At 70.7% G+C, this 21,865-nt stretch carries 25 protein-coding genes; 14 read left to right on the forward strand and 11 right to left on the reverse strand.

All coding sequences use genetic code 11. The features are described 5' to 3' along the window. Positions 1-3: 3 nt before the first annotated feature. Positions 4-570: a TetR/AcrR family transcriptional regulator gene (locus tag DEJ04_RS06255; protein WP_111046550.1), complete on the reverse strand. Its 567-nt coding sequence runs from the start codon at positions 568-570 to the stop codon at positions 4-6. Between the two features lie 78 nt (positions 571-648). Between DEJ04_RS06255 and DEJ04_RS06260 the strand changes: the two genes are divergently transcribed. From DEJ04_RS06260 to DEJ04_RS06280, 5 genes are all read left to right on the forward strand, one after another. After that, positions 649-1,584: a ketopantoate reductase family protein gene (locus DEJ04_RS06260; protein WP_111046551.1), complete on the forward strand. Its 936-nt coding sequence runs from the start codon at positions 649-651 to the stop codon at positions 1,582-1,584. A gap of 116 nt (positions 1,585-1,700) precedes the next feature. Next, positions 1,701-2,873, forward strand: a complete 1,173-nt coding sequence (locus DEJ04_RS06265; RefSeq protein ID WP_111046552.1) for an ROK family transcriptional regulator — start codon at positions 1,701-1,703, stop codon at positions 2,871-2,873. A gap of 206 nt (positions 2,874-3,079) precedes the next feature. After that, entirely contained in the window at positions 3,080-4,195 is a 1,116-nt protein-coding gene (locus tag DEJ04_RS06270) for a sugar ABC transporter substrate-binding protein (RefSeq protein WP_110864793.1), read from the forward strand. Between the two features lie 129 nt (positions 4,196-4,324). After that, positions 4,325-5,089, forward strand: coding sequence for an ATP-binding cassette domain-containing protein (locus DEJ04_RS06275; protein WP_110864792.1), 765 nt, complete (start codon positions 4,325-4,327; stop codon positions 5,087-5,089). Next, positions 5,086-6,354 carry a sugar ABC transporter permease gene (locus tag DEJ04_RS06280; RefSeq protein WP_111046553.1) on the forward strand — a complete coding sequence of 423 codons (1,269 nt, stop codon included), beginning with the start codon at positions 5,086-5,088 and terminating at the stop codon, positions 6,352-6,354. Before DEJ04_RS06275 ends, DEJ04_RS06280 begins: the two co-directional genes overlap by 4 nt. Positions 6,355-6,540: 186 nt before the next feature. On the opposite strand, the gene DEJ04_RS06285 is transcribed toward DEJ04_RS06280, so the two are convergent. From DEJ04_RS06285 to DEJ04_RS06295, 3 genes are all read right to left on the reverse strand, one after another. Beyond that, entirely contained in the window at positions 6,541-7,548 is a 1,008-nt protein-coding gene (locus DEJ04_RS06285) for an SPFH domain-containing protein (protein WP_152377666.1), read from the reverse strand. Between the two features lie 184 nt (positions 7,549-7,732). Continuing rightward, a complete protein-coding gene (locus tag DEJ04_RS06290; RefSeq protein WP_146248655.1) occupies positions 7,733-8,332 on the reverse strand; it encodes a hypothetical protein in 600 nt (199 codons plus the stop codon). Then, a complete protein-coding gene (locus DEJ04_RS06295) occupies positions 8,329-9,195 on the reverse strand; it encodes an SMP-30/gluconolactonase/LRE family protein (protein ID WP_111046555.1) in 867 nt (288 codons plus the stop codon). The genes DEJ04_RS06290 and DEJ04_RS06295 overlap by 4 nt, the downstream gene beginning before the upstream one ends. A 70-nt stretch (positions 9,196-9,265) precedes the next feature. Between DEJ04_RS06295 and DEJ04_RS06300 the strand changes: the two genes are divergently transcribed. From DEJ04_RS06300 to DEJ04_RS06310, 3 genes are all read left to right on the forward strand, one after another. Further along, complete coding sequence (locus DEJ04_RS06300) at positions 9,266-9,658, forward strand: VOC family protein (RefSeq protein ID WP_111046556.1); 393 nt, start codon at positions 9,266-9,268, stop codon at positions 9,656-9,658. A 63-nt stretch (positions 9,659-9,721) separates the two neighbouring features. Continuing rightward, positions 9,722-10,771, forward strand: coding sequence for an LLM class flavin-dependent oxidoreductase (locus tag DEJ04_RS06305; RefSeq protein ID WP_110864787.1), 1,050 nt, complete (start codon positions 9,722-9,724; stop codon positions 10,769-10,771). 95 nt (positions 10,772-10,866) lie between these two features. Continuing rightward, on the forward strand, positions 10,867-11,067 hold the full coding sequence (locus DEJ04_RS06310) for a hypothetical protein (RefSeq protein ID WP_110864786.1): 201 nt from the start codon (positions 10,867-10,869) through the stop codon (positions 11,065-11,067). 406 nt (positions 11,068-11,473) lie between these two features. Here DEJ04_RS06310 and DEJ04_RS06320 read toward each other — a convergent pair whose 3' ends face one another. The 3 genes from DEJ04_RS06320 to DEJ04_RS06330 all read right to left on the reverse strand — a co-directional run bounded on the left by DEJ04_RS06320 (position 11,474) and on the right by DEJ04_RS06330 (position 14,375). Further along, on the reverse strand, positions 11,474-12,688 hold the full coding sequence (locus DEJ04_RS06320; RefSeq protein ID WP_027464806.1) for a glycosyl transferase: 1,215 nt from the start codon (positions 12,686-12,688) through the stop codon (positions 11,474-11,476). Further along, positions 12,685-13,497 (reverse strand): mannosyl-3-phosphoglycerate phosphatase, encoded by an 813-nt coding sequence (locus tag DEJ04_RS06325; RefSeq protein ID WP_111046622.1) that lies wholly within the window; start codon positions 13,495-13,497, stop codon positions 12,685-12,687. The genes DEJ04_RS06320 and DEJ04_RS06325 overlap by 4 nt, the downstream gene beginning before the upstream one ends. Positions 13,498-13,682: 185 nt before the next feature. Further along, the gene (locus tag DEJ04_RS06330) at positions 13,683-14,375 is read right to left on the reverse strand and encodes an SDR family NAD(P)-dependent oxidoreductase (protein WP_111046557.1); all 693 of its coding nucleotides are present in this window, start codon (positions 14,373-14,375) and stop codon (positions 13,683-13,685) included. Positions 14,376-14,492: 117 nt separating this feature from the next. On the opposite strand from DEJ04_RS06330, the gene DEJ04_RS06335 reads away from it, so the two are divergent. From DEJ04_RS06335 to DEJ04_RS06345, 3 genes are read left to right on the forward strand one after another with little or no spacing between them, the layout of a single operon-like run. Continuing rightward, positions 14,493-15,377, forward strand: coding sequence for a helix-turn-helix transcriptional regulator (locus DEJ04_RS06335; RefSeq protein WP_111046558.1), 885 nt, complete (start codon positions 14,493-14,495; stop codon positions 15,375-15,377). A gap of 42 nt (positions 15,378-15,419) precedes the next feature. Beyond that, positions 15,420-15,959 (forward strand): RNA polymerase sigma factor, encoded by a 540-nt coding sequence (locus DEJ04_RS06340; RefSeq protein ID WP_083389453.1) that lies wholly within the window; start codon positions 15,420-15,422, stop codon positions 15,957-15,959. Between the two features lie 25 nt (positions 15,960-15,984). Continuing rightward, complete coding sequence (locus DEJ04_RS06345; RefSeq protein WP_111046559.1) at positions 15,985-16,764, forward strand: hypothetical protein; 780 nt, start codon at positions 15,985-15,987, stop codon at positions 16,762-16,764. A 61-nt stretch (positions 16,765-16,825) separates the two neighbouring features. Here the strand turns inward: DEJ04_RS06345 and DEJ04_RS06350 are convergent, their stop codons facing one another. Then, positions 16,826-17,896 (reverse strand): magnesium and cobalt transport protein CorA, encoded by a 1,071-nt coding sequence (locus tag DEJ04_RS06350; RefSeq protein WP_111046560.1) that lies wholly within the window; start codon positions 17,894-17,896, stop codon positions 16,826-16,828. Between the two features lie 239 nt (positions 17,897-18,135). Then, a complete protein-coding gene (locus tag DEJ04_RS06355) occupies positions 18,136-18,699 on the reverse strand; it encodes a hypothetical protein (protein ID WP_111046561.1) in 564 nt (187 codons plus the stop codon). 99 nt (positions 18,700-18,798) lie between these two features. Here DEJ04_RS06355 and DEJ04_RS06360 point away from each other — a divergent pair, with 99 nt between their 5' ends. Continuing rightward, positions 18,799-19,494: a YafY family protein gene (locus DEJ04_RS06360; RefSeq protein WP_111046623.1), complete on the forward strand. Its 696-nt coding sequence runs from the start codon at positions 18,799-18,801 to the stop codon at positions 19,492-19,494. A gap of 112 nt (positions 19,495-19,606) precedes the next feature. Then, positions 19,607-19,981, forward strand: coding sequence for a VOC family protein (locus tag DEJ04_RS06365; RefSeq protein WP_111046562.1), 375 nt, complete (start codon positions 19,607-19,609; stop codon positions 19,979-19,981). Between the two features lie 10 nt (positions 19,982-19,991). Here the strand turns inward: DEJ04_RS06365 and DEJ04_RS06370 are convergent, their stop codons facing one another. Further along, on the reverse strand, positions 19,992-20,387 hold the full coding sequence (locus tag DEJ04_RS06370) for a MerR family transcriptional regulator (RefSeq protein ID WP_111046563.1): 396 nt from the start codon (positions 20,385-20,387) through the stop codon (positions 19,992-19,994). 56 nt (positions 20,388-20,443) lie between these two features. Between DEJ04_RS06370 and DEJ04_RS06375 the strand changes: the two genes are divergently transcribed. Beyond that, on the forward strand, positions 20,444-21,154 hold the full coding sequence (locus DEJ04_RS06375) for an SDR family oxidoreductase (RefSeq protein WP_111046564.1): 711 nt from the start codon (positions 20,444-20,446) through the stop codon (positions 21,152-21,154). A 9-nt stretch (positions 21,155-21,163) separates the two neighbouring features. Here the strand turns inward: DEJ04_RS06375 and DEJ04_RS06380 are convergent, their stop codons facing one another. After that, positions 21,164-21,817 carry an FMN-dependent NADH-azoreductase gene (locus DEJ04_RS06380; protein WP_111046565.1) on the reverse strand — a complete coding sequence of 218 codons (654 nt, stop codon included), beginning with the start codon at positions 21,815-21,817 and terminating at the stop codon, positions 21,164-21,166. Between the last annotated feature and the right edge of the window lie 48 nt (positions 21,818-21,865).

Consider the following 21,865-nt stretch of genomic DNA (forward strand, 5'->3'; position numbering starts at 1 on the left):
GGATCAGCCGGCGCGGAGCCCTCGGGAGATCAGGTCGGCGGCAGCACGGGCTTCCGTCGCCCACCCGGGGCGATCGATCCCGGCCCCGATGCCGTGCAGCAGCATGAGCACCGTCCCGGGGGCGACGTCGGACCGGATGGTGCCGTCGGCAGCAGCGCGCGCCATCAGCTCGGCGAGCGTCCGCTCCAGGTCTCCCCCACCCTCGGCCTGCGTGGTGGCGTCGACGACGGCGGCGAGGGTGCGCGCGAGCCCCGCGTGGTCGACCACGTACTCCACGAACCCGTGCAGGAAGTCGTCGAGGCTCTCGGCCGCTGGTCGCGTCGAGTCACGAGCACGGCGGCAGAGGACGTCGACCTCACCCCGGTAGACCGCAGCCGCCAGCGCTTCGCGTGTCGGGAAGTGTCGGTAGAGGGTGCCGACGCCGACTCCCGCGCGTCCGGCGAAGTCGTCGAACCGGAGCTGCTCGTCACGCTCGAACGCCGTCCGGGCAGCGGCCACGATCGCGTCGCGGTTCCGACGGGCGTCGGCACGCATCGGCTTCTCGGCAGGCAGGGGTTCCTCGACCGGCACGGGCGCTCCTTGACAAGTGGAAAAAATCTCCATATCTTCAAAGTGGAGATCGTCTCCAGACTAGCGGACAGGTGCCTGATGCGGATCCTCATGCTCGGCCGGGGCGTCATCGCCACGATCTACGGCCAGGCCTTCCAGCACTCCGGGCACCAGGTCGACCACCTGGTGCGGCCGGGGCGTGCTGCCGAGTACGGCGACAGCGTGCAGACCGACTTCATCGACGGCCGCCGCGGACCCCTGGGGCGGCGGACCCGATCGACGTCGCCGACGAGACTGGTCGAGTCGATCGACGCGGACGACGCGTACGACCTCGTCGTCCTCAGCGTCGGCCACCACCGACTGCAGGAGTCCGTGGCCACCCTGGCACCTCGCATCGGCGACGCCACGGTGCTGGTCCTCGGCAACGTGTGGGACGAACCCCTCGCCGCGGTCGCACCGCTCGCCGCGGACCGGGTGCTGTTCGGGTTCCCGGGCGCCGGCGGCGGGTTCGACGCCGACGGGGTCCTGCACGGTGCCGTCCTCCGTTCGATCCGGCTCGGGACGACCGGCACGGCTCCGGACCGGCGGGAGCTGGTGCGGTCGGTGTTCCAGCGGGCGGGGTTCACCGTGCAGGACGAGGACGACATCCGCGGATGGCTGTGGCTGCACTTCGTACTCGACGCCGGCATGTTCGCACAGGCCCTGCAGAGCGGTGGCCTGGCGACGATGGTCGGGGATCGGCACGCGCTCCGCGACGCGTTCCTGACCGGCCGCGAGCTCCTCCCGGTCCTGGAGGCACGGGGCGTCGACCTCTCCCGACACCGCTCCACGACCCTGCCCGTCCGACGCCCGGGGGTGACGGCCGCCGTGGTGGCCACGGCCACGGCGCTCGTCCCGATCGCGCGGGCGAGCCTCGCCGCGCACGACGACCCCTCCGCCGCCGAACCCCTCGCGGTCCTCGAGGACGTCCGGCGCACCGCCGCCGCCCTGGACATCCCGACCCCGCGCCTCGACCGGACGGCGCGACGCGTCTGACGACGGGTGCGGGCGGTGGACGCGACGACCCACGGACTGGAGGCACGGTGCCAGCTGGCACCGTGCCTCCAGACCGTCACGGCGAGCGTTCCGGACCCGCCCGTTACGCTGTCCCCGTGTCAGAGCCGCGCCGCAGTCCGGGGAACCAAGCTTCACTGCGTGAAGCCAACCGGGGCCGGGTCGTCAGCGCGGTGAAGCGGCACGGCGGACTGACGCAGGTCGAGCTCGCCGGGGTGACCGGACTCTCCCCCGCAACCGTCTCGAACATCGTCAAGGAACTCGTCGCGACCGGCGCTCTGCACGCGACGCCGAGCACCTCGAGCGGCCGTCGGGCGCTCCGCGTGACCCTGCCGCACGGCCTCGGGCTGGTCGCCGGGGTGCACGTCTCGCCGCGGCACCTGCGGCTGGCGCTGTCGGACCTGAACGGTGCCGTCCTGGCCGAACGGCACATGCCCCTGGCCCGGGACCACCGCGCGGACGCCGAGCTCGACAAGACCGCGCTGCTCGTGCTGGACATGGTGGAGTCCATCGAGTCGTCGATGGACGAGGTGCTCGCAGTCGGCCTCGCCGTGGCCGCACCGATCGACGCCCGCACCGGGATGACGGCGCGCGGCGGGATCCTGCGGGGTTGGGACGGCATCGCGCTCGGCCAGTCGCTCGCCCGGCGGATGGACAAGCCCGTGCAGGTCGACAACTCCGCCAACCTCGCCGCCCTGGCGGAACACCGGAGCGGGGCGGCCCGCGGCCGCGACACCGTGGTGACGCTCGACGTCGGCAACGGCATCGGCGCCGGACTCGTGCTCGGCGGGCACCTGTTCCGTGGGCACCACGGCATCGCCGGTGAGTTCGGGCACACCCCCGTCCTGCCGAACGGGCCCCTGTGCCGGTGCGGCAACCGCGGGTGCCTCGAGGCGATCGCCGGCGCGCCCGCGGTGCTCGAGGGCGTCCGCGACGAGGTCGGAACCCTGAAGCTGGCGGACCTGATCCTGCGCGCGATGGGCGGCGACCAGGTCTGCATGCGTGCCGTGGCCGACGCCGGGCGGGCGATCGGTTCGGCGGCGGTGGGCCTGTGCAACGTCCTCGACCCGGAGCGGGTGGTGGTCACCGGCGAGTTCGCACGGGCCGGGGAACTCCTGCTCGGCCCGATGCGGCAGGCCCTCGAGTCGTCGTTGATCGTCGACGTGGACGGCACGCCGGACGTGGTGCAGGGGCAGCTCGGCGAGAAGGCCTCGGTGACCGGCGCGCTGGCCCTGGCGATCGAAGCCGTGGACGTGACGCGCGCACGCTAGGCGGAGACGCGCCGGGCCGTGCCGGCCGGGGCACCCCGTGCAGGCCGGGGCGCTCCGCGCTGCGCCGGCCGTGCCGCTCCGCGCCCTCCGGATAACGTTTTCGTCACGGCGCGCGGTCCTTGCGTTCAACTCTTGCAGCCAAGAACGCTCGCTGTCACACTCAGGGCACCGCCGATGGGGGCGGTCCACTGTTGGAGGACGTTTCAATGAAGAAATCCACCACACGAGCGATGCTGGGCGTCAGCGCCCTGCTGCTCGCGATCACCACCCTGGCGGGCTGTTCCAACGGCGCGGACGCCGGGACCGGTTCCGGCGGAGGCGGCGGCGACGCGTCGAAGGCCAAGATCGGCCTGCTCCTGCCCGACTCCGTCACCGCCCGCTACGCCAGCGCCGACCGTCCGCTCTTCACCGCCGAGGTGAAGAAGCAGTGCAGCGGCTGCTCGGTCATCTACGCGAACGCCGACGGCGACGCGTCGAAGCAGCTGCAGCAGGCCCAGTCGATGCTCACGCAGGGCGTCAAGGTCCTGGTCCTCGACCCGTTCGACGGCGAGGCCGCAGCGTCCATCGTCCAGCAGGCGAAGGCCAAGAAGGTGCCGGTGATCTCCTACGACCGGCTCATCAACAGCCCCGACCTGAGCTACTACATCTCGTTCGACAACGAGAAGGTCGGCGAGCTGCAGGGCCAGGCCCTGGTCGACGCCCTCAAGGCGAAGAAGGTCCCGGAGGGCTCGGGCATCATCATGGTGAACGGCTCCCCCACCGACAACAACGCCTCGCAGTTCAAGAAGGGCGCGCACTCGGTCATCGACGACAGCGGCTACAAGGTGCTCGCCGAGTACGACACCCCCGGATGGGACCCCGCCAAGGCGCAGGACTGGGCAGCCGGCCAGATCAGCAAGCTCGGCAAGGACAAGATCACCGGCGTCTACGCGGCGAACGACGACACCGGCGGCGGCGTCATCGCGGCCCTGAAGTCGGCCGGCGTCACCGAGCTCCCGCCCGTCACCGGGCAGGACGCCTCGCTCGCGGGCATCCAGCGGATCCTCGCCGGTGAGCAGTACATGACCGTCTACAAGGCCTTCAAGCCCGAGGCGTCGAAGGCCGCCGACCTGGCGATCCAGTTCGCGAAGGGTGAGACCCCGAAGGGCGACACCACCGTCGACACCGCCGGCGGCGCCAGCGTCCAGTCGACGCTGCTCGACCCGGTCGCCGTCACCACGGACAACGTCCAGTCGACGGTGGTCAAGGACGGCCTGTACGAGGTGTCGAAGATCTGCACCGCGCAGTACAAGTCGGCCTGCGACAGCGCCGGCATCAAGTAGGTCCGACCCCCTCTGCCCGCCCGGTCCGACTGCGGACCGGGCGGGCCTCACCGATCGAGGACGACACCCGTGAGCACGACACCCGTGAGCAACGCGTCACCAGCAGCACACCCCTCCGCCGACCCGGTGATGTCCCTGCGCGGGATCACCAAGCGGTTCGGCGCCGTCCAGGCCCTCAGCGACATCGACTTCGACGTCTACCCGGGCGAGGTGGTCGCCATCGTCGGCGACAACGGCGCCGGCAAGTCGACGTTCGTGAAGATCCTCGCCGGGGTCTACACGCCGGACGGCGGCACGATCACCTTCGGCGGCGACGAGGTCAGCGTCCCGAACCCCGCCGCGGCCCAGACCCTCGGCATCGCCACGGTGTTCCAGGACCTCGCCCTCGCCGACAACCTCGACGTGGTCTCGAACCTGTTCCTCGGGCGCGAGATCGCCCACCCGTTCCTCGACGAAGAGGAGATGGAGCGCCGATCGTGGGAGCTCCTCCAGCAGCTCGCCGCACGGATCCCCTCGGTGCGGATCCCGATCGCGTCGTTGTCCGGTGGGCAGCGGCAGACCGTGGCGATCGCCCGCTCGCTGATCGGCGACCCGCAGGTGGTCGTCCTCGACGAGCCCACCGCCGCACTCGGCGTCGCACAGACCGCCGAGGTCCTCAACCTCGTCGAACGCCTGCGTGAGCGCGGGCTCGGCGTCGTCCTCATCAGCCACAACCTCGCGGACGTGCAGGCCGTCGCCGACCGGGTCGCGGTCCTGCGACTCGGCCGCAACAACGGCACGTTCCGCATCGACGACGTCTCCTACGAGGAGATCATCGCGGCCATCACCGGCGCCACCGACAACGCCGTCACCCGTCGCGCCGCCGCCCGCACCGAGCAGGAGACCAGCGCATGAGCAAGACCGACGAGACCCTCACCGCAGCGACCCCGACGCCCTCGGCGGCCGACCTGCAGGACGAGCGGCTCCTGCGCGACCAGGGGATCGGCGGCGCGGCGAAGGCGTTCGTCCGCCGGGTGCGCGGCGGTGACATCGGTTCGCTGCCGGTGGTCGTCGGGCTCATCGTCATCTGGGCGGTGTTCCAGGCGCTCTCCCCCGACTTCCTGTCCCCGGGCAACCTGGTCAACCTCGCCCTGCAGTGCGCCGCGGTCGGCACCATCGCGATCGGCATCGTCCTCGTGCTGCTGCTCGGCGAGATCGACCTGTCCGTCGGCAGCGTCAGCGGGCTCTCCGCCGCGATCCTCGGCCAGGGGCTCACGACGCTCGGCTGGCCGCTGTGGCTCGTGCTCACGGTCGCCCTGGCCGTCGGTGCCGCCGCCGGTCTGCTCTACGGCCTGCTGTTCACCCGCTTCGGGGTGCCGAGCTTCGTCATCACGCTCGCCGGTCTGCTCGGGTTCCTCGGGTTGCAGCTGCTCATCCTCGGCCCGAACGGCTCGATCAACCTGCCGTACGACTCCCCGATCGTGCAGTTCGCGTCGGCGTCGTACCTGCCGCCGTGGCTCGCCTACCTGCTCGCCGTCCTGGCCGCCGGCGGGCTCTTCTTCACCGAGATCCGACGCGCTGCCCGCCGCCGCCGTGCCGGGCTGTCGACCGGAGCGATGTCGCTGACCATCGTGAAGGCCGTCGCCCTGTTCCTCGGCCTCGCGCTGATGGTCTGGTACCTGTCGCGCGACTTCGGCACCGGGACCTCGTTCGTGTTCTTCGTCGTGCTGGTCGTGCTGATGAACTTCGTGCTGAAGCGCACCCGCTGGGGCCGTTCGGTCTTCGCGGTCGGTGGCAACGTCGAGGCCGCACGGCGCTCCGGCATCCGGGTGAACCGCATCTACATCTCGGTGTTCATGCTGACCTCGCTCTTCGCGACCGTCGGCGGCATCCTCGCCGCCGCCCGCCTGAACTCGGCGAGCCTGTCGTCCGGCGCCGGGGACACGAACCTCAACGCGATCGCCGCAGCCGTCATCGGCGGGACCAGCCTGTTCGGTGGCCGTGGCAGCGCCTGGTCGGCACTGCTCGGCATCATCGTGATCCAGTCGATCTCGAACGGGCTCACCCTGCTGAGCCTCGACTCGTCGATCCGCTACATGATCACCGGCGCGGTCCTGCTGCTGGCCGTCATCATCGACTCGCTCTCGCGGCGCAGCCGCGCCAGTCACGGCGCGGCCTGAGCGGGGCCCTGGACCCCGCCACGCGGACTGACTGGAGGCACGGCGCCAGCTGGCACCGTGCCTCCCGTCCGTCTCGGCGCGCGTCTCGGATCCGGAAGACGCCGTCGTGTGCCCCCGACGCCGCCCCGTGCGCGAGACGCCTCCGAAAACGGAGGCGTCTCGGCGACTGGGCGGCGTCTCGGCGCGCTACTTGCTCTTCGAACCCGAGGTGCCGGGCAGGCTGAGGATGTTGTCGGTGCCCTGCGGCACGACGATCAGGGAGCCGTTGTCGCCGGCGCTCTTGAGCGCCTCGATCTCGCGCTGCTTGAGGGCCGCGTCGGAGAGCGGGTGCTCGTTGAGGACCTCGTTGGCGTCGGCCTGACCCTGGGCCTCGGCGACCTGCTGCTGCGCCTGCACCTTCTTGGCATCCAGGAGCGCGCGCTCCTTCGTGACCTGGATCTGCGCCTGCTGCGCCGTGGCGTAGGCGTCGATGACCGACTTCGGCGGGGTGATCTCCTGCAGCGCGAAGTTGTCGACGTGCACGCCAGAGCCCTTCCAGCGCGTCTCGAGCGCCTGGATCATCGCCTTCTCGACGGTGCCGCGCTTGGTGATGAGCTCGATGGTGGTGAAGTCGTTCGGCACCTGGCGGACGACGCTGCGCACCGAGTTGCCGATGAACTGCGTCTTGAAGTTCTCCTCGGTCTTGTACGACCGGTAGATGTCGGTGACCGACTTCGCGTCGATGCTGTACTGCAGGTTCAGGCTGACGTTCGACGAGACGCCGTCCTGGTCCTGCACCGTGACGTACGGGCCGGAGCGGACGTTGCCGTTGTTGTCCGAGTCGGAGCCGTTCACCGCGTTGATGTAGGTGACGGTCTGGTTCCGGATGTTGAACGTGTGGAGCGTCGCCCACGGTGCCTTGAAGTGGAACCCGGAGTCCGTGGTCTGTCCGACGATGTTGCCGGAGATGTCCACCTGGACCTTCGACTCGCCCGTGTCCTGCGCGTACAGGGTGCTGCCGAGCGTGAGCCCGACGAACAGGACGCCGGCGGCGGCCGCGGTCCACGTCGCGATGAGGTTCGGGCGGCGGGTCGGGACGGCGGGACGTGCCTCGCGACCGGGCGTGGCCGGTCGTGCGGGGGTGGAGTAGGTGCGTGTTCGGAAGAAGAGCGCGACGAGCGCGATGACGAGGAAGACGATGGCGGCGACGAACATGACGATCACTCCTGGATGCTTGTCCGTTGAGTCTGCCGTAACCGGAGGGGTGCGGGTGACGCGGGTGCGCGTGGTGGCGGGCGGTGCGCGCCGTCCGTGTCGCCTGGTGCGAGGTTGTCCGCCTGGTGCGACCCTGCCGCCTCGCACCAGGCGTACAACCTCGCACCGAGTGAGGCCCTGCCGATCAGGAGACGGGCGCGCCTGCCCGATCGATCTCGGCCAGAACTCGGCGGCTTCGACGCACGCCGATCACCGACGCGACCGTGACGAACACCGCGACGACGGCGATGAACACCAGGAACGCCCAACCCCAACCGAACGTCGTAGCCGAGGCGCCGCCGAGTCCCAACAGGCTGAGCCCGGTGCCGATCAGGGTCGGGGCCGAGATCCGGGCGGACCGACGCTGCCACGCGAGCATCGCCCGCACCAGCGGCACGGCATCGGGCGTCACTGGTGCCCTCCCGCTGACCTGTCGGGTCACGGACTTGCGGTCCGCCGGGGTGAGCGCGCCGAGCGGCTGTTGCGGCGTCTCGACGAGGTACGGCAGCAGCCTGCGGTGGCGTCGAGCACGGACCCATGCGGTCACGTTCACGACCGCTCCGGCCAGGGCGAACAGGAACCAGATCACCGAGTCGGTGCGGAGCACGGAGGGAACGCTGATGAACGCCCACAGGATCGACATGCCGGCGAACCCCGCCTGCTGCGACATGACGACCACCGTCGGCCCGTGCTCGACCAGGTACTCGGCACGACGCGTCGCCTCGGCGAGGTCGCTCGGGTTCACCACCCGGGCACCTCGACCCGCACCGAGCTGATCCGACCGGCGCGCGTCGTCGCCGTCACGGCCGGGTCGTAGCTGTCGGCGGTCGCCAGGTAGAGGGTGCGACCGTCCTCGCCACCGAGCGCACAGTCGATCGCGCAGTCCCCGGGTGCGTCGATGCGGTCCGTCACCTCGCCACCCTCGACGACCCGCAGGAACTCCCCCGTGTCGACCGAGCAGACCCAGATCGCGCCGTCACGGTCGACGGTGCTGCCGTCCGGGGTCACGCCGCCGGGCAGGGCTGCCCACTCGCGCCGCCCGGTCAGCGAACCGTCGTCCTCGATGTCGAAGGCGGTGAGCCGGCCGCCCCACGTCTCGCTGACCACCAGGGTCCGGGTGCCGGGCAGGATGTTGGCGCTGTTCGGGAACACCAGGCCCTCGGCGGCGAGGCGGACGGAGCCGTCGGTGCCGATCACGTAGAGCGGGCCGGGGCGCAGTTCCTCGCCCGCGTACAGGTCGTAGCCGAAGGCACCGATGTAGGTCCGCCCGGTCTGGGCGTCGACGACCAGGTCGTTCACGAGCGACGACTCGATCGTGGACAGGTCGGCGAACACCGAGGTGCTGCCGTCCGGGTCGACGGCGACGACCGTGCGGGACTCCATCGAGCTGATGATGAGCCGCCCGTCGGCGAGCCACCCGAGCCCCGACGACTGCCCGTCGACGGTGGCCTCGAGCCGGGGGCCGTCGGTCGAGGACGGGTCGACCGAGAAGACCTGGCCCGTGTGCATGTCCGAGTACCAGAGCCGTCCGTCGTGCCAGCGGTTGCCCTCCGGGAAGCGGATGCCGGAGATGACGATGTCGGTCGCTGAGTCCAGGGTGATGTGCACGGATCCAGCCTGCCAGCGGGACCGGGAAGCTGCCCGGACGGATGCCGTGACGGCGGCCTAGGGTCGTCCCATGCCGGGTCGTCACCTCATCCACCACCTGGGCGTCTTCGCCAGCGACTTCGCCGCGAGCGACGCGTTCTACACCGCCGCCCTCGCGCCCCTCGGCATCGGAGCGGGCTACCGCACGGACGCCGTCGCCGAGTTCTGGCAGCACGGGGACGACACCCCGAGCGTCTCGCTCGAGACTGCCCGGACCCCCGAGGCGACGACGCGCGGACTCCACCTGGCGTTCCAGGCCGGGTCACGGAGCGAGGTCGAGGCCTTCCACCGCGAAGCCGTCGCCGCCGGCGGGGTGTCACGGCACGAACCGCGCTACTGGCCGGAGTACCACGCGTACACCGCGTTCGTGTCCGACCCGGACGGCAACAACGTCGAAGCGCTGATCAAGGAAAGCGGCGACTGACCCGGCGGCTGCACGACGGTCATCGACAGCCGCAACGGACGACGCATCTGGCACGATCGACCCATGCCCCTCGACGGAACTCCCCTGCACCGGCTCGGCTTCCTGACGATCGGGTCGTTCGACCCCGCCCGACCGTCCGAGGGCCACGAGGACACCCTGCGCGTGATCGAGCGCGCCGAGGCCCTGGGCTTCGACAGCGCCTGGCTGCGCCACCGGCACCTGCAGCACGGCATCTCCTCCCCCGTCGCGGTGATGGCGGCGGCCTCGCAGCGCACCTCCCGTATCGACCTCGGCACCGCCGTCACCCCGCTCGGCGCCGAGAACCCATTCCGCCTGGCGGAGGACCTCAGCACGGTCGACGTCCTGCTCGGCGGCCGCCTGAACCCCGGGTTCTCGGTCGGCACGCCGATGAACTTCGACCTGTACCGCGACGCGATCTACCCCGACACCCTGGAGCACGAGGACCTCGGCAACGACCGGCTCCTGCGCTTCCGCGACCTGGTGCGCGGTGACCCGGTGACGGCGACCGAGACCGTCGAACGGCGTGGCATCGAGGAGTTCGCGAGCACCGTCCAGCCGCACAGCGCCGGTCTGGCCGACCGGATCTGGTACGGCACCGGCAGCACGAAGTCGGCCGTGTGGGCGGGTGAGAACGGCTTCCACCTGCTCACCTCGAGCGTCACCCGCAGTGAGAACGGCACCGACTTCGCCACGAACCAGCGCGCCCAGATCGACGCCTACCTCGACGTCCACCCCGACCCCGCTGCCGCCCGCGTCTCGCAGGGCCTGGTCGTCATCCCGACCGACACCGCGACGGCCGAGCAAGCGGCCCGCTACCGTGCCTACGTCGACAGCCGCTCGGGTCGCGTCGGCGTGCCGCAGGGCCCCGCCGGGATGCTCTTCGCCGCCGACCTGGTGGGCACGTCGGCCGAGATCGCGGACCGGCTCCGTGCCGACGTCGGCTACCAGGCGGTCACCGAGGTCGCCTTCGCACTCCCGTTCTCGTTCGAGCCCGACGACTACGCGCAGATCATCACCGACATCGCTGAGCGTCTCGGTCCGGAACTCGGGTGGGCGCCGGGATCCGACGGGTGGGACCCGCAGCACGGATGACGAGTCGGCCGATTGCACCGGTGGTGGTCAAGGCACCCGATGTCGGGCAAGATCGACGGGAGGGTCATCAGCACCCGTCGACTCTGGGGGGTCACATGCACGACCAGCGTCCCGAAGAACCGGTCCGACAGCACTCGACCGACTTCCTCCCCGGGGTCAGCGGCAACCCGGTCGCCCCGTTCCAGCGAGACCATCAACCGGGTAGCGCGCCGATCCGGAACGACTGGATCTTCTTCGTTCCCATCGGCGGTGTCGTCGTCCTCGGGGTCGTCGCGTACGTCATCTGGGGCTCGTGATGCGGCTCCGGGTGGGGTTCGCAGAGTCAGAGCCCGGCAGCACGCCGACGATCGAACACGATGAACGGCTCGTCCGGACCTTCCGGCACACCGCGAGCCGACTGTTGTTCTGGGGGTGTGTGCTGTGTGCGCTCGGCGGCGCCTCGATCGGCTGGTCAGTAGTCGGTCCGATCCGATTTACGGGGCTGGCTCTGGCGGGCTTCTTCGTCCTCGTGGGCTCGGGCTTCCTCGTCTTGCGGAGCCGCGTGATCCGGCGGGCTCGGCCTGCCGTGGCAGCCGCGCAGGGGCGCATCGACCGTTTCCGATCGTGGCAACGCTCGCAGCCAGGGTGGGTCCCCCTCGACGGCTTGCGCCGGTCTGGTCGTTGACGGCTTCGTCGACGCCGTCACCCGGTCGAGCGAACCGGTCAGTCCTGCTGGTCCGCCTCCACCGCGTCCCGCAGCCGGTCGAGCACGTCCGGAACCGCTGAGCGCACCCGGCTCCAGCTCGGGATGAACGGCTTGTCGTTCGGCCGCGCCGTGAAGGCGCCGCCGGCGTCGAGGATCGCCTTGGTGAAGAGCTCCACGGCGGCTTCCTCGGCGTGCTGGTCGAACGCGAGCCCGCTCATCTCGGCTTCGTGCCGGTACACCTCGACGATGTCGAGCGCGTTCCGGTAGTACGTCGCCTTGAGCACCCGGAACGAGTCGGACGTGAGCGGGACGCCCATCGTCGCGAGCTTCCGGAGCAGCGACTGCACGATGTCGTTGCCCATCCGGGCGAGCCCACCGGTGCCGTCGGCCTCGGCGAGGGGCTGGTGTTTGTGGTCGTACGCGTCGGCGATCTCCACCTGGCACACCTGCCGGGTCGCGTAGTCGCGGTAGACCTCGGAGAGCATGCCGATCTCGAGTCCCCAGTCCCCGGGGATCTTCAGGCCGTTGAGCACGTGGGCACGCATCGCGAACTCACCGGACAGCGGGTACCGGAAGCTGCTGAGGTACTCCAGGTACTCGGACTCCCCGTAGACCTGGCGGAGCGAGCGGAGCAGGGGCCCGACGAGCAGCCGTGCGGCGCGGCCGTTGATCCGACCGTCGGCGACGCGGGCGTAGTAGCCCTTCGAGAACTCGTAGTCGAACGCGGGGTTCGCGACCGGGTAGAACAGCCGCGCGAGCATGCCCCGCTCGTAGGTGGTGATGTCGCAGTCGTGCAGGGCGATGCAGTCCGCCCGCTCCGACGCCAGGGCGTACCCGGTGCAGTACCAGACGTTCCGGCCCTTGCCGGGCTCCCCCGGCGCCAGACCAGCACGCTCCAGTTCGGCGTCGAGCTCGCGCAGTCGCGGCCCGTCGTTCCACAGGATCCGGTGCCGCTGGGGCAGCCGCGAGAAGAACTCGCGGGCGTGCTCGAACTGCGAGCGGTCGGCGCGGTCGAGCCCGATCACGATCTCGCTGAGCCAGTCGGCCTCGGCCAGCTCGTCGACGATGCGCGACAGGGCCGGACGCTCGAGCTCGGAGTACAGCGCCGGCAGGATCAGGCTCATCGGACGCTTCTCGGCGAAGCCCCGCAGGTCCTCCTCGAGGCTCGCGGTGCTGCGGCGACCGAGGTCGTGGAACGTCGTGATGACGCCGTTCTGGTGGAAGTCGCTCATCGGTGGCTCCTGACGGACGGGGTGGTGAACCGGGTGAGGCCCTCGGTCCAGCCCTGCGGGCCGGGGGCGGTCGTGCGGTGGACGCGCTCGGGGCGGTCGTCCGCGAGCGGTCCGGGTGCCGGGCCGTGTCCGCGGATCACGACGGCGAAGTCGACGGCGTCGAGCAGCGCGGTGTCGTTCGGGCCGTCGCCGAGTCCGATCGTGCGCGGGACCGTCCCCGTCCGACGCTCGTGTTCGGCGATCAACGTCCGGACCGCCGCGCCCTTGTCGCGGCCCGCCGGCAGCACGTGCCAGAACCGGCCGCCGCGCACCAGGTCGAGGCCGACCGTGGCGAGCGCCGCGCGGAACGCGTCCGCCCGGTCGTCGTCCTCGGCGTGCCAGAGCAGCACCTCGGATGCCTCGCGCTGCTGCGCTCGTCCGGCCGCTTCGAGGTCGAGGCCGGTCCACGCGGCGACGACCGCGTCGGTCACGTCGCCGAAGGTCTCGAACCGCAGCTGCAGTGACTGTCGGACGCGGTCGAGTGCTGCGTGCAGCCGCTCGAGGTCGCCGTCGCGCGGTCCGACCAGCACGTCGCCCGCCGGTCCGACGACGACCGCGCCGTTCTCCGCCACGAACGCGTGTCCGTCGAGCCCCGTGCGTGCCTGCAGCGCCGTGATCTCGGCACGCGTCTTGCTGCTGCAGAACACCACGGGGACGTCGTCCGCCCGCAGCTGTTCCAGCATCGGCAGGGCCGCGTCGAACGAGTAGTCGTGGTGGTCGAGGAACGTCCCGTCGAGGTCCGTGACGATCATCAGGTCGGGTGTTGGCATCGTGCTCCGCTGGCGGCTGGCTGGGCTGCGGGCGACGATGCCCCGGACCACCCTGCCACGCGCATGCGTCGGTTGGGTGAACAAGCCGGCGTCGGTCGCGCGACGTGACCAGCGGACGGACTGGAGGCGCGGTGCCAGCTGGCACCGCGCCTCCAGTCCGTCACGGTGTGGGGACCGCCGCGCGGTCACCAGGGCAGGGTGCCCTCGCGATCCGTGACGGTGCCGGTCGGCGTGTCCGCGCCGAGGGTCGCGACCCGGACGGCCGCGTCGGCGCCCTCCTCGACGCTGTGCCCGAGGTTCCCGGTGAACTCGGTCGCGGTCTGGCCGGGGTCCACCGCGTTGAAGCGGACGTCCGGCGTCGTCTTCGCGTACTGCATCGTCAGCATCGTGACCGCGGTCTTCGACGACCCGTACGCCGCGAGGGGGTACTGCGACTCCACGCGTTCGGGGTCGTGGATCATCGTGAACGACCCGAGGCCGCTCGTCACGTTGATCACCGAGGGCGCAGCGGACCGCCGGAGTACCGGCAGGAACGCGTTCGTCACACGGACGACGCCGAAGACGTTCGTCTCGTAGACCGCGCGGAGCTGGTCGACGGTCATGTCCTCGGGTGCGGTGACGTCCCCGAGGATGCCGGCGTTGTTGATCAGCACGTCGAGGTGCCCTGCGTGGTCACCGATCGTCGCGGCGGCCGAGGCGACGGAGGAGTCGTCCGTGACGTCGAGCTGCACGAACGACGCTCCGAGTTCGTCGGCGGCTCGCCGACCGCGATCGATGTCGCGAGCGCCGATCCACACGGTGTGCCCGGCGGCGATCAGCCGTCGCGCGGTCTCCCGGCCGATGCCCTTGTTGCCGCCGGTGATGAGGGTGTTCGTCATGGATCTCCTTGGAGCTCGTTGCTGGTGGTGAGGTGACCAGCGTGCGGCGCTGCCGGATCTCCAGCCACGGAAGGACAGTCCTACCCAGCGGCGGGTCCACACGCGGAGAATGGTCGGGTGTCCGCAGACCAGGTCGAAGCCCTCGGCGATCTCCTCCGATCGTGGCGGGGGCGGCTGACCCCCGAGGACGTCGGGATGGAGTCGTACGGTCGACGCAGGACGGCGGGACTCCGCCGTGAGGAACTCGCGCAGCTCGCCGGTGTCAGCGCCGACTACGTGATGCGGCTCGAGCAGGGCCGCTCCCGCACGCCCTCGGCCCAGGTCGTCCAGGCACTCGCTCGTGCGCTCCAGCTCGACCGCGCCGAGACGGACCTGTTCCACCGTGCCGCCGGTCTGGCGTCTCCCCGGGCTGGTGTGGTGTCCCGCCACATCCCGCCCGGTGTCCAGCGCATGCTGGTCCGCATGGGTGACCTGCCGCTCGCCGTGTTCGCCGCCGACTGGACACTGCTGCACTCCACGCCGCTCTGGCAGGCACTCTTCGACGCGCCGTCGGTGCGCAAGGACCCCGAACAGAACCTGATCGTGCAGACGTTCCTCGACAACAGCGTCGCCGAGATCGCGACGGCGCACGGTGGACCGGAACCGTTCGAGCGGGCGCTCGTCGCCGACCTCCGGCGCACCGCCGGAAGCCTCGGCGGCGACCCGGCGTTCCGCGCGTTCATCGTCCGGCTCCGGACCGAGAGCGAACGCTTCGCCGGGTACTGGGACGAAGGACGAGCCACGGCGCACCAGTCGCTCGTGAAGACGGTCCACAACCCGATCGTCGGTGACGTGGTCCTGGACTGCGACGTCGTCACCGTCCCCGATTCCGACATCAAGCTCGTCGTCTACTCCACGCCGGAGAGCGGCCCCGACGGCGACAAGCTCGACTTCCTGCGGGTGCGCGCCGTCCGCGCAGCGGCGGCCCCGGTCGCGACACGCCCGGTGGCGACCGATCTGTGAGGATGTCCCCTCCGTGCACACTGCGGAGTGAAGGGGGTGGACATGAACCGATCAGCCGAGCCGGACAGCGCGCTCGTGGCGGCAGCAGCGCGCGGCGACCGCAGTGCGGTCACCGCGTTGTTCGACCGTCACGCCGAGACCATGACCCGCTACACGTGGGCACTGGTCACGCGGCGCATGGACGTCGAGGAGATCGTGCAGGACGCGTTCCTGACCCTGTGGCAGAAGGCCGACACCGTGGAGGTCCCCGGGGAGTCACTCCTGCCGTGGCTGCTCGTCGTGTGCCGGAACCACGCCGCGAACCTGCGGCGACAGCAGCGACGGCACGAGGGTGTCGATCTGCCCGACGAGCTCGCGGCGCCCGAGCCGGACGACGACGCCCGCGAGCGACTGCGGTGGGTCCGCGCCGAGATCGACGCGCTTGCACCACTCGATCGCCAGGTGTGCGAGCTGTGCCTCATCGAGGGCCGCTCCTACGCCGAGGCCGCCGACCTGCTCGGCATGAGCGTCGGCGCCGTCACCCAGCGCGTGTGGCGGTCCCGTGCACGGATCAAGAAGGCGGTGACGAACGATGAACGATGAACGACGAACCGACCACGGGTCCCCGATGAGCAACGAGCCGCCCGGAGGCGACGAGATGCAGCGGATGCTCGCCGGCATGCGGCAGCAGGTCGTCCGGGGCATGCACGACAAGCCTCGCCCGGCTTCCACACACCGTCGCGTCGGCCTCATCGTGGCGTTGATCGGGGTGCTCGGCATCGGCACCGCGAGCGGTTCGGTGGCGCTCGGACTCGTTCCGACGCCCTTCGCCGCAGCACCGGCACCCGCGCCGTCCTCTGCACCGCCGACACCGGCACCGACCGTGTCACCGTCCCCGTCCGCGGCCCGCATCACGCCGACCCCCGCGCCGGCTGACACCACGGCGACGATCCCCGGGGCGTGCACCGATGCCGTGCCGGCCGCCGATGCTCCGCGCTTGTTCGGTTCGCTGGAGATCACCCAGTTCCGCCCCCAGGTACCGGGCGGCAGGACCGACTACTACATCGACCCCGAGATCCCGTTCAAGGAGGACGCGGAGCTGGTCTGTGCCTGGACACCGGGCGGTACCTCCGAGGGCGACGAGGGGTTGTTCCTCGAGATGGGCACGGCAGATCGTGACGTCCTGCAGGCTCGCCTCCGCGTCGTCGCCGACAAGGACTGGACCTGCACCGACACGCTCGGTGGACGTTCGTGCCAGCACACCGAGACGTCGATGTACTACTCGGATCAGGTGGAGACGACGCACACGTTCTTCGTGCGCGGCGACACCTGGATCTCGATCACGCAGTCGAACGTCCCGACCGACGGTCTCCTGAAAGCGCTCGTCCAGCAGACCTGGACGGACTGACCGACGGACTGGAGGCACGGCGCCAGCTGGCACCGCGCCTCCAGTCCGTCGTCACGCACGCTCAGAGCCAGTGCCGCCGCTTGAACACCGCCCACAGCACGACCGCCAACAGGACCATCGCGACGATCGCCGCCGGGTACCCCCACACCCACCGCAGCTCGGGCATGTGCTCGAAGTTCATGCCGTAGATCGACGCGACCAACGTGGGAGCGAACAGGATCGCCGCCCAGGACGAGATCTTCTTCACCTCTTCGCCCTGCTCCATCGATGCCCGCGCCAGCCGCCGGCTCTCCTCCCCCTGTGCCAGGCTCGCGCTGGTCATCCGGCGCATCGCGTCGTTCTGCTCCTGCGTCACCAGGGTCGAGTGCAGCGTGAGCGCGTTCTCGAGCAGTGTCCGGAACGTGTCGACCCGCTCCGTCACGCGGATCGCGTGGTCCAGCACGTTCCGCAGCTGGTTCTGCACCTCGGTGTCCGTGCCGTACTTCTCGGCGCCGCGCAGCAACGCGTTGAGCATCCCGGGAAGCGGGCCGATGGCGCGCTGGAACCCGATGACCTCGCTGAGCAGCTGGTAGATCCGCCGCGAGGACGCCGGGTCGACGTCCCCGTCGAACAGGTCGTCCTCGATGTCGTCGATGTCGTCCTGCAGCCCGGCGACGACCGGGGCGTAGCTGTCGATGACCTCGTCGAGGACCGCGCAGAGCACCGCCTCGGATCCGCGCCCCAGGGCGTCCGGATCGGCTTCGAGTCGCTTCCGCACGTCGGCGAGGTTCGGCTGCTCCGCATGCCGGACGGTGACGACGAAGTCGCGCCCGGTGAACAGGTGCACCTCACCGAACTCGACGGTCTCCTCGTCCTCGTCGTACCAGGCGGGTCGCAGCACCACGAACAAGGTGTCGCCGTAGCGCTCGAGCTTCGCGCGCTGGTGCCCCTTGTGCGCGTCCTCGACCGCGAGCGGGTGCAGCCCGAACTCGTCCGCGACCGAGGCCAGTTCGGCGGCCGTCGGTCGGAACAGCCCGATCCAGGCCATCGCGCCGCTTCCCGCGGCGTCGAGCGCCTCGTAGGTCAGGCTGAGGTCCTGCGGCGACTCCGTTCTGGTTCCGTTGACGTAGATGCCGTTGTCGATGAGGGCCACCGGTGTCCTCCTGGTTCCGTGGTGCATGCGGGCAACCTGCCGATCATGCCGGACCGCCGACGGCGTGCGTGCTTCCCTGACGGAGCCCTCACGCTTCGCGCCGGATTCCTGTCGGAGTCCTGACACGCCCTGGGCGCGACCCCAGGACGGACTGGAGGCGCGGTGCCAGCTGGCACCGTGCCTCCAGTCCGTCAGCCGTCGCGTTCAGGACCGCCGGCAGTCCGATCCGCTCGTTGCGTTCAGGGCACGTCCTCGCCGAAGGCGAGCAGCGTCCACGGCTCCAGGTCGTGCATTCCGACGCTGGTCTCCCGCTCTGTACGATCCGGCCGGAACTCCCGCTTGACGTAGTCGACGAGATCATCGCCGTAGATGATCACGTCCGTCTGGTGCACCGAGAAGACCGGCGCCCCGCTGCCGAGCGGCGCGGCAGGCAGGTAGCGGTGCGAGTACAACGGCACCAGCTGCGGCCACTGCCGCAGGTGCCGCTCAGCCACCTCGAGACGCTGCGACTCGTCGCCGGGTCGCTCGCCCCACGACCCGGGCCAGAAGGCGTCGTGACGGACGTCGAACAGGGCACCCTCGACCGGCCACCGGATCGCTCGCCGCAGTCGCTCGTCGTTCCGCGCGCGCCAGTCGAACCAGCCGTCCCCGCTCGGCAGCGCGAGGGAGAGCAGGGCTCGGTGGTCCGCGCCGAACCGGACGCCGTACCGACGCTCGGCCCGCGCCAGTTCCCGTTCGGACAACCCGGGCTCGAGAGCGACGCCGAACGTCCGGAGGAGTTCGACGGTCAGGGCTGCGGACACCCCCGCAGCCTAGGCCGACGGACGCGAGACCCACGAGCACGTGGCAGACGAGACGGCGTGGATCTGACGGAACGTCGGGACGACAGCGAAGATGGCGAGGTGAATCGCACCGACCGGCTCTACGGCCTCGTGGAGGAGTTGCGCGCCGTCGCCCCGCAGCCGCGGAGCGCGCGTCGTCTCGCGGAGCGGTTCGAGGTGTCGGTCCGGACCATCGAACGGGACATCTCCGCGCTGCAGCAGGCGGGTCTGCCCATCTGGGCGGAGCCCGGCCGGACCGGCGGGTACGTCATCGACGCGTCCGCGACGCTCGGCCCGGCGGGCTTCACGCCGGACGAGGCCCTCGCGGTGCTGATCGGGCTCGGCTCGCTGGGGCGCAGTCCGTTCCGGCACGCGGCGCAGACCGCGGCCAGGAAGACGCTCGCGGTGATGCCCGCCGGGGATGCCGCACGAGCCAGTTCGCTGGCCTCGCGGGTGCACTTCCTGGAGGACGACCAGACCACGGTCGCCCCGGCCGAGTTCGCGGCGGCCCTGCGCGCGGATCGAGTCGTGCGGCTCCGGTACCGGGATGCCGGCGGAGCGGAGTCCGTCCGCGACGTCGAACCGCTGGGGTCGATCGGGAAGGACGGTCAGTGGTACCTGATCGCCTGGTGCCGGACCCGCGACGGGGTGCGGGCGTTCCGCGGCGACCGGATGCTGTCAGTCGAGGTCACCGACGAGCGGACGGCGCAGCGCGTCCTGCGATCCGAGGACCTCGCGATCCAGTACGGACGGCTCCGGCCGGTCCTCGACGACTAGCGCGGTCGGTTTCAGGAAACGCGGTCGGTTTCCGGAAACACCGACAGGACGGTGTCGCGGCGGCCGGTGAAGCTGATCGCTCCGAGTCAGCAGCACCACCGTGAGGAACCCCATGTCGTTCGCATCCGTCCGCATCATCACCGACGACCTCGAGGGCATGGTCGCCTTCTACGAACGGGTCACCGGCCAGCCAGCCGAGCGCCCTGCGCCGGTCTTCGCGCAGTTCAGTGGCCCGGGTGGGACCCTCGCGATCGCCAGCACCGCCACGGTCGCCATGCTCGGCGGCGCGGTGACGCCCGCGACGAACCGTTCCGTGTTCATCGAGTTCGAGGTCGCTGACGTCGACGGTGCCTTCGCCGGACTGCAGCTCGGCAGCGACGACGTCGTCCTGGAGCCGACCACGATGCCGTGGGGCAACCGCTCCGCACTGGTCCGCGACCCGGACGGCAACGTCGTCAACCTGTTCAGCAGGCCCGCCGCCAGCTAGTCGGGGGTGCTCAGGCGGCGGCGGCGTTCGCCGACGAGCGGCACTCCTCCGGCGGCCGCCCCGCGACGGACTCCGCCGCGATGTCGCGGAGCCGCGCGAGGCGGTCATGGGTGGCGCCGAGGGCCTCGATCTGGCGTCGGATGCGATCGCTCTCCTCGTCGAAGTGGTCGAGCATCGTCCGCGTCGCGACCCCGGTGTCGAGGAAGGGCAGGATTTCCACGATCCGACGACTCGGCATGCCCGCCGCGTAGAGCATCTGCATGAAGCGCACCCGCGCGACGTCGGGCTCGCGGTACTCCCGGTGTCCGCCCGTGGTCCGCTCCGACTCGAGGAGCCCCTGCTCCTCGTAGTACCGCAGTGACCGGACGCTGACGCCGGCCCGATCTGCGAGTTCACCGATCCGCATCGTTCTGTCCCTCGGGCTTGATTCTCACGTTGACGTCAGGTTCTACCGTAGCGGGCATGAACCTCTCTGGAGCCACTGCCCTCGTCACCGGCACGAACCGCGGTATCGGACGCCACCTCGCCGCACAGCTGATCGCCCGCGGGGCAAAGGTCTACGCCACCGCCCGACGCCCCGAACTGATCGACCTCGAGGGCGTCGAGCGTCTCGCCCTCGACATCACCTCCCCCGCGTCCGTCGCAGCCGCCGCCGCGGTCGCGACCGACGTCGATCTCCTGATCAACAACGCCGGGATCGCGACCACGGCGACCCTGTTGGGCGATCTGGACGCAGCGCACGCCGACATGGACACGAACGTCTGGGGCACCCTGTCCGTGATCCGCGCGTTCGCACCCGTCCTGGCGGCGAACGGCGGTGGGAGCATCGTGAACATCGCCTCGGGTGCCTCGTGGCTCGCCATGCCCGGAGCCTCCGCCTACGCGGTGTCGAAGGCCGCCCTGTGGAACATGGGCAACGCGTTGCGGCACGAGCTGGCCGGCCAAGGGACCGCGGTGATGTCCGTGCACCTCGGAGTGGCAGACACCGACATGACCGCGGGGATCTCGATGCCCAAGACCGACCCGGCGGACGTGGCGCGCGCGACCTTGGACGGGGTCGAGCGCGACGACTACGAGGTCGTCGTCGACGAGCAGACCGCGTTGATCAAGCAGATGCTCGCCGGGGACCCCAAGGAGCTGTACGCGGTGGTGGCGCAGATGCTCGCGTCGTAGGAGCCGGCTTCACGCAGCCTTCGGCACGGCCGCCAACGTGCGGCCGTGCCGGGCCGCCTGCTCTTCGGCGCGGACCCGCAGTTCGTCGGCCAGCTCCGTGAACTGATCGAGGGCGGGGTTCACCCCGACGAGCGTGAACTCGCGCGTCACCACGTCGAGGTCGAGCTGCCAGACGTCCTCCAGGATGCGTCGCATCCAGGCCGTGGCGTGGTCCCAGCCCTCCCGGGGTGTGCCTGCGGAGTAGTTGCCACCCTGCACCGTGACGAGGACGGCCGGCTTGCCCGCGGTCGCGGGCACGGCGCCGGGTGCCATGCGCGGGTCGGTCAGCACGAGGTCGACGTAGGACTTGAAGTGCTGCGAGACGCCGAAGTTGTAGAGCGGCACGGCGAACAGCAGGGCGTCGGCACCGGCCAGCTCTTCGGTCAGCTCGGCGGCCAGGGCGACGGCGGCGACCTGGGCCGCCGTGCGCTCGGACTCGGGCGTCGCGGAGGCGGCGACGGCGTTCGCCCAACTGTCGGCGGGCACGGGGTCGGTGCCGACGTGACGGCGGGTCACCTCGGCGCCCGCGTGCACGGCACTCCACTCGGTCTCGACGATGTCGCCGAGTGCTCGGCTGGTGGAACCCTCGGTGCGGATGCTGGCGTCCAGTCGGAACAGGGTCATGACACTCCTTCGATCGTTCCCGAGTCGACGACCCGGGCTTCGGTTACG

This window comes from Curtobacterium sp. MCLR17_044 (genome assembly GCF_003234435.1).
GTDB lineage: Bacteria > Actinomycetota > Actinomycetes > Actinomycetales > Microbacteriaceae > Curtobacterium > Curtobacterium flaccumfaciens.

Bases quoted from the DNA above. Each gene is read 5' to 3' on its own strand.
- DEJ04_RS06260 (WP_111046551.1), top strand. From the start codon at position 649: ATGCGGATCCTCATGCTCGGCCGGGGCGTCATCGCCACGATCTACGGC.
- DEJ04_RS06270 (WP_110864793.1), top strand. From the start codon at position 3,080: ATGAAGAAATCCACCACACGAGCGATGCTGGGCGTCAGCGCCCTGCTG.
- DEJ04_RS06275 (WP_110864792.1), top strand. From the start codon at position 4,325: ATGTCCCTGCGCGGGATCACCAAGCGGTTCGGCGCCGTCCAGGCCCTC.
- DEJ04_RS06280 (WP_111046553.1), top strand. From the start codon at position 5,086: ATGAGCAAGACCGACGAGACCCTCACCGCAGCGACCCCGACGCCCTCG.
- DEJ04_RS06285 (WP_152377666.1), bottom strand. From the start codon at position 7,548: ATGTTCGTCGCCGCCATCGTCTTCCTCGTCATCGCGCTCGTCGCGCTC.
- DEJ04_RS06300 (WP_111046556.1), top strand. From the start codon at position 9,266: ATGCCGGGTCGTCACCTCATCCACCACCTGGGCGTCTTCGCCAGCGAC.
- DEJ04_RS06305 (WP_110864787.1), top strand. From the start codon at position 9,722: ATGCCCCTCGACGGAACTCCCCTGCACCGGCTCGGCTTCCTGACGATC.
- DEJ04_RS06310 (WP_110864786.1), top strand. From the start codon at position 10,867: ATGCACGACCAGCGTCCCGAAGAACCGGTCCGACAGCACTCGACCGAC.
- DEJ04_RS06320 (WP_027464806.1), bottom strand. From the start codon at position 12,688: ATGAGCGACTTCCACCAGAACGGCGTCATCACGACGTTCCACGACCTC.
- DEJ04_RS06325 (WP_111046622.1), bottom strand. From the start codon at position 13,497: ATGCCAACACCCGACCTGATGATCGTCACGGACCTCGACGGGACGTTC.
- DEJ04_RS06330 (WP_111046557.1), bottom strand. From the start codon at position 14,375: ATGACGAACACCCTCATCACCGGCGGCAACAAGGGCATCGGCCGGGAG.
- DEJ04_RS06340 (WP_083389453.1), top strand. From the start codon at position 15,420: ATGAACCGATCAGCCGAGCCGGACAGCGCGCTCGTGGCGGCAGCAGCG.
- DEJ04_RS06345 (WP_111046559.1), top strand. From the start codon at position 15,985: ATGAGCAACGAGCCGCCCGGAGGCGACGAGATGCAGCGGATGCTCGCC.
- DEJ04_RS06365 (WP_111046562.1), top strand. From the start codon at position 19,607: ATGTCGTTCGCATCCGTCCGCATCATCACCGACGACCTCGAGGGCATG.
- DEJ04_RS06370 (WP_111046563.1), bottom strand. From the start codon at position 20,387: ATGCGGATCGGTGAACTCGCAGATCGGGCCGGCGTCAGCGTCCGGTCA.
- DEJ04_RS06375 (WP_111046564.1), top strand. From the start codon at position 20,444: ATGAACCTCTCTGGAGCCACTGCCCTCGTCACCGGCACGAACCGCGGT.
- DEJ04_RS06380 (WP_111046565.1), bottom strand. From the start codon at position 21,817: ATGACCCTGTTCCGACTGGACGCCAGCATCCGCACCGAGGGTTCCACC.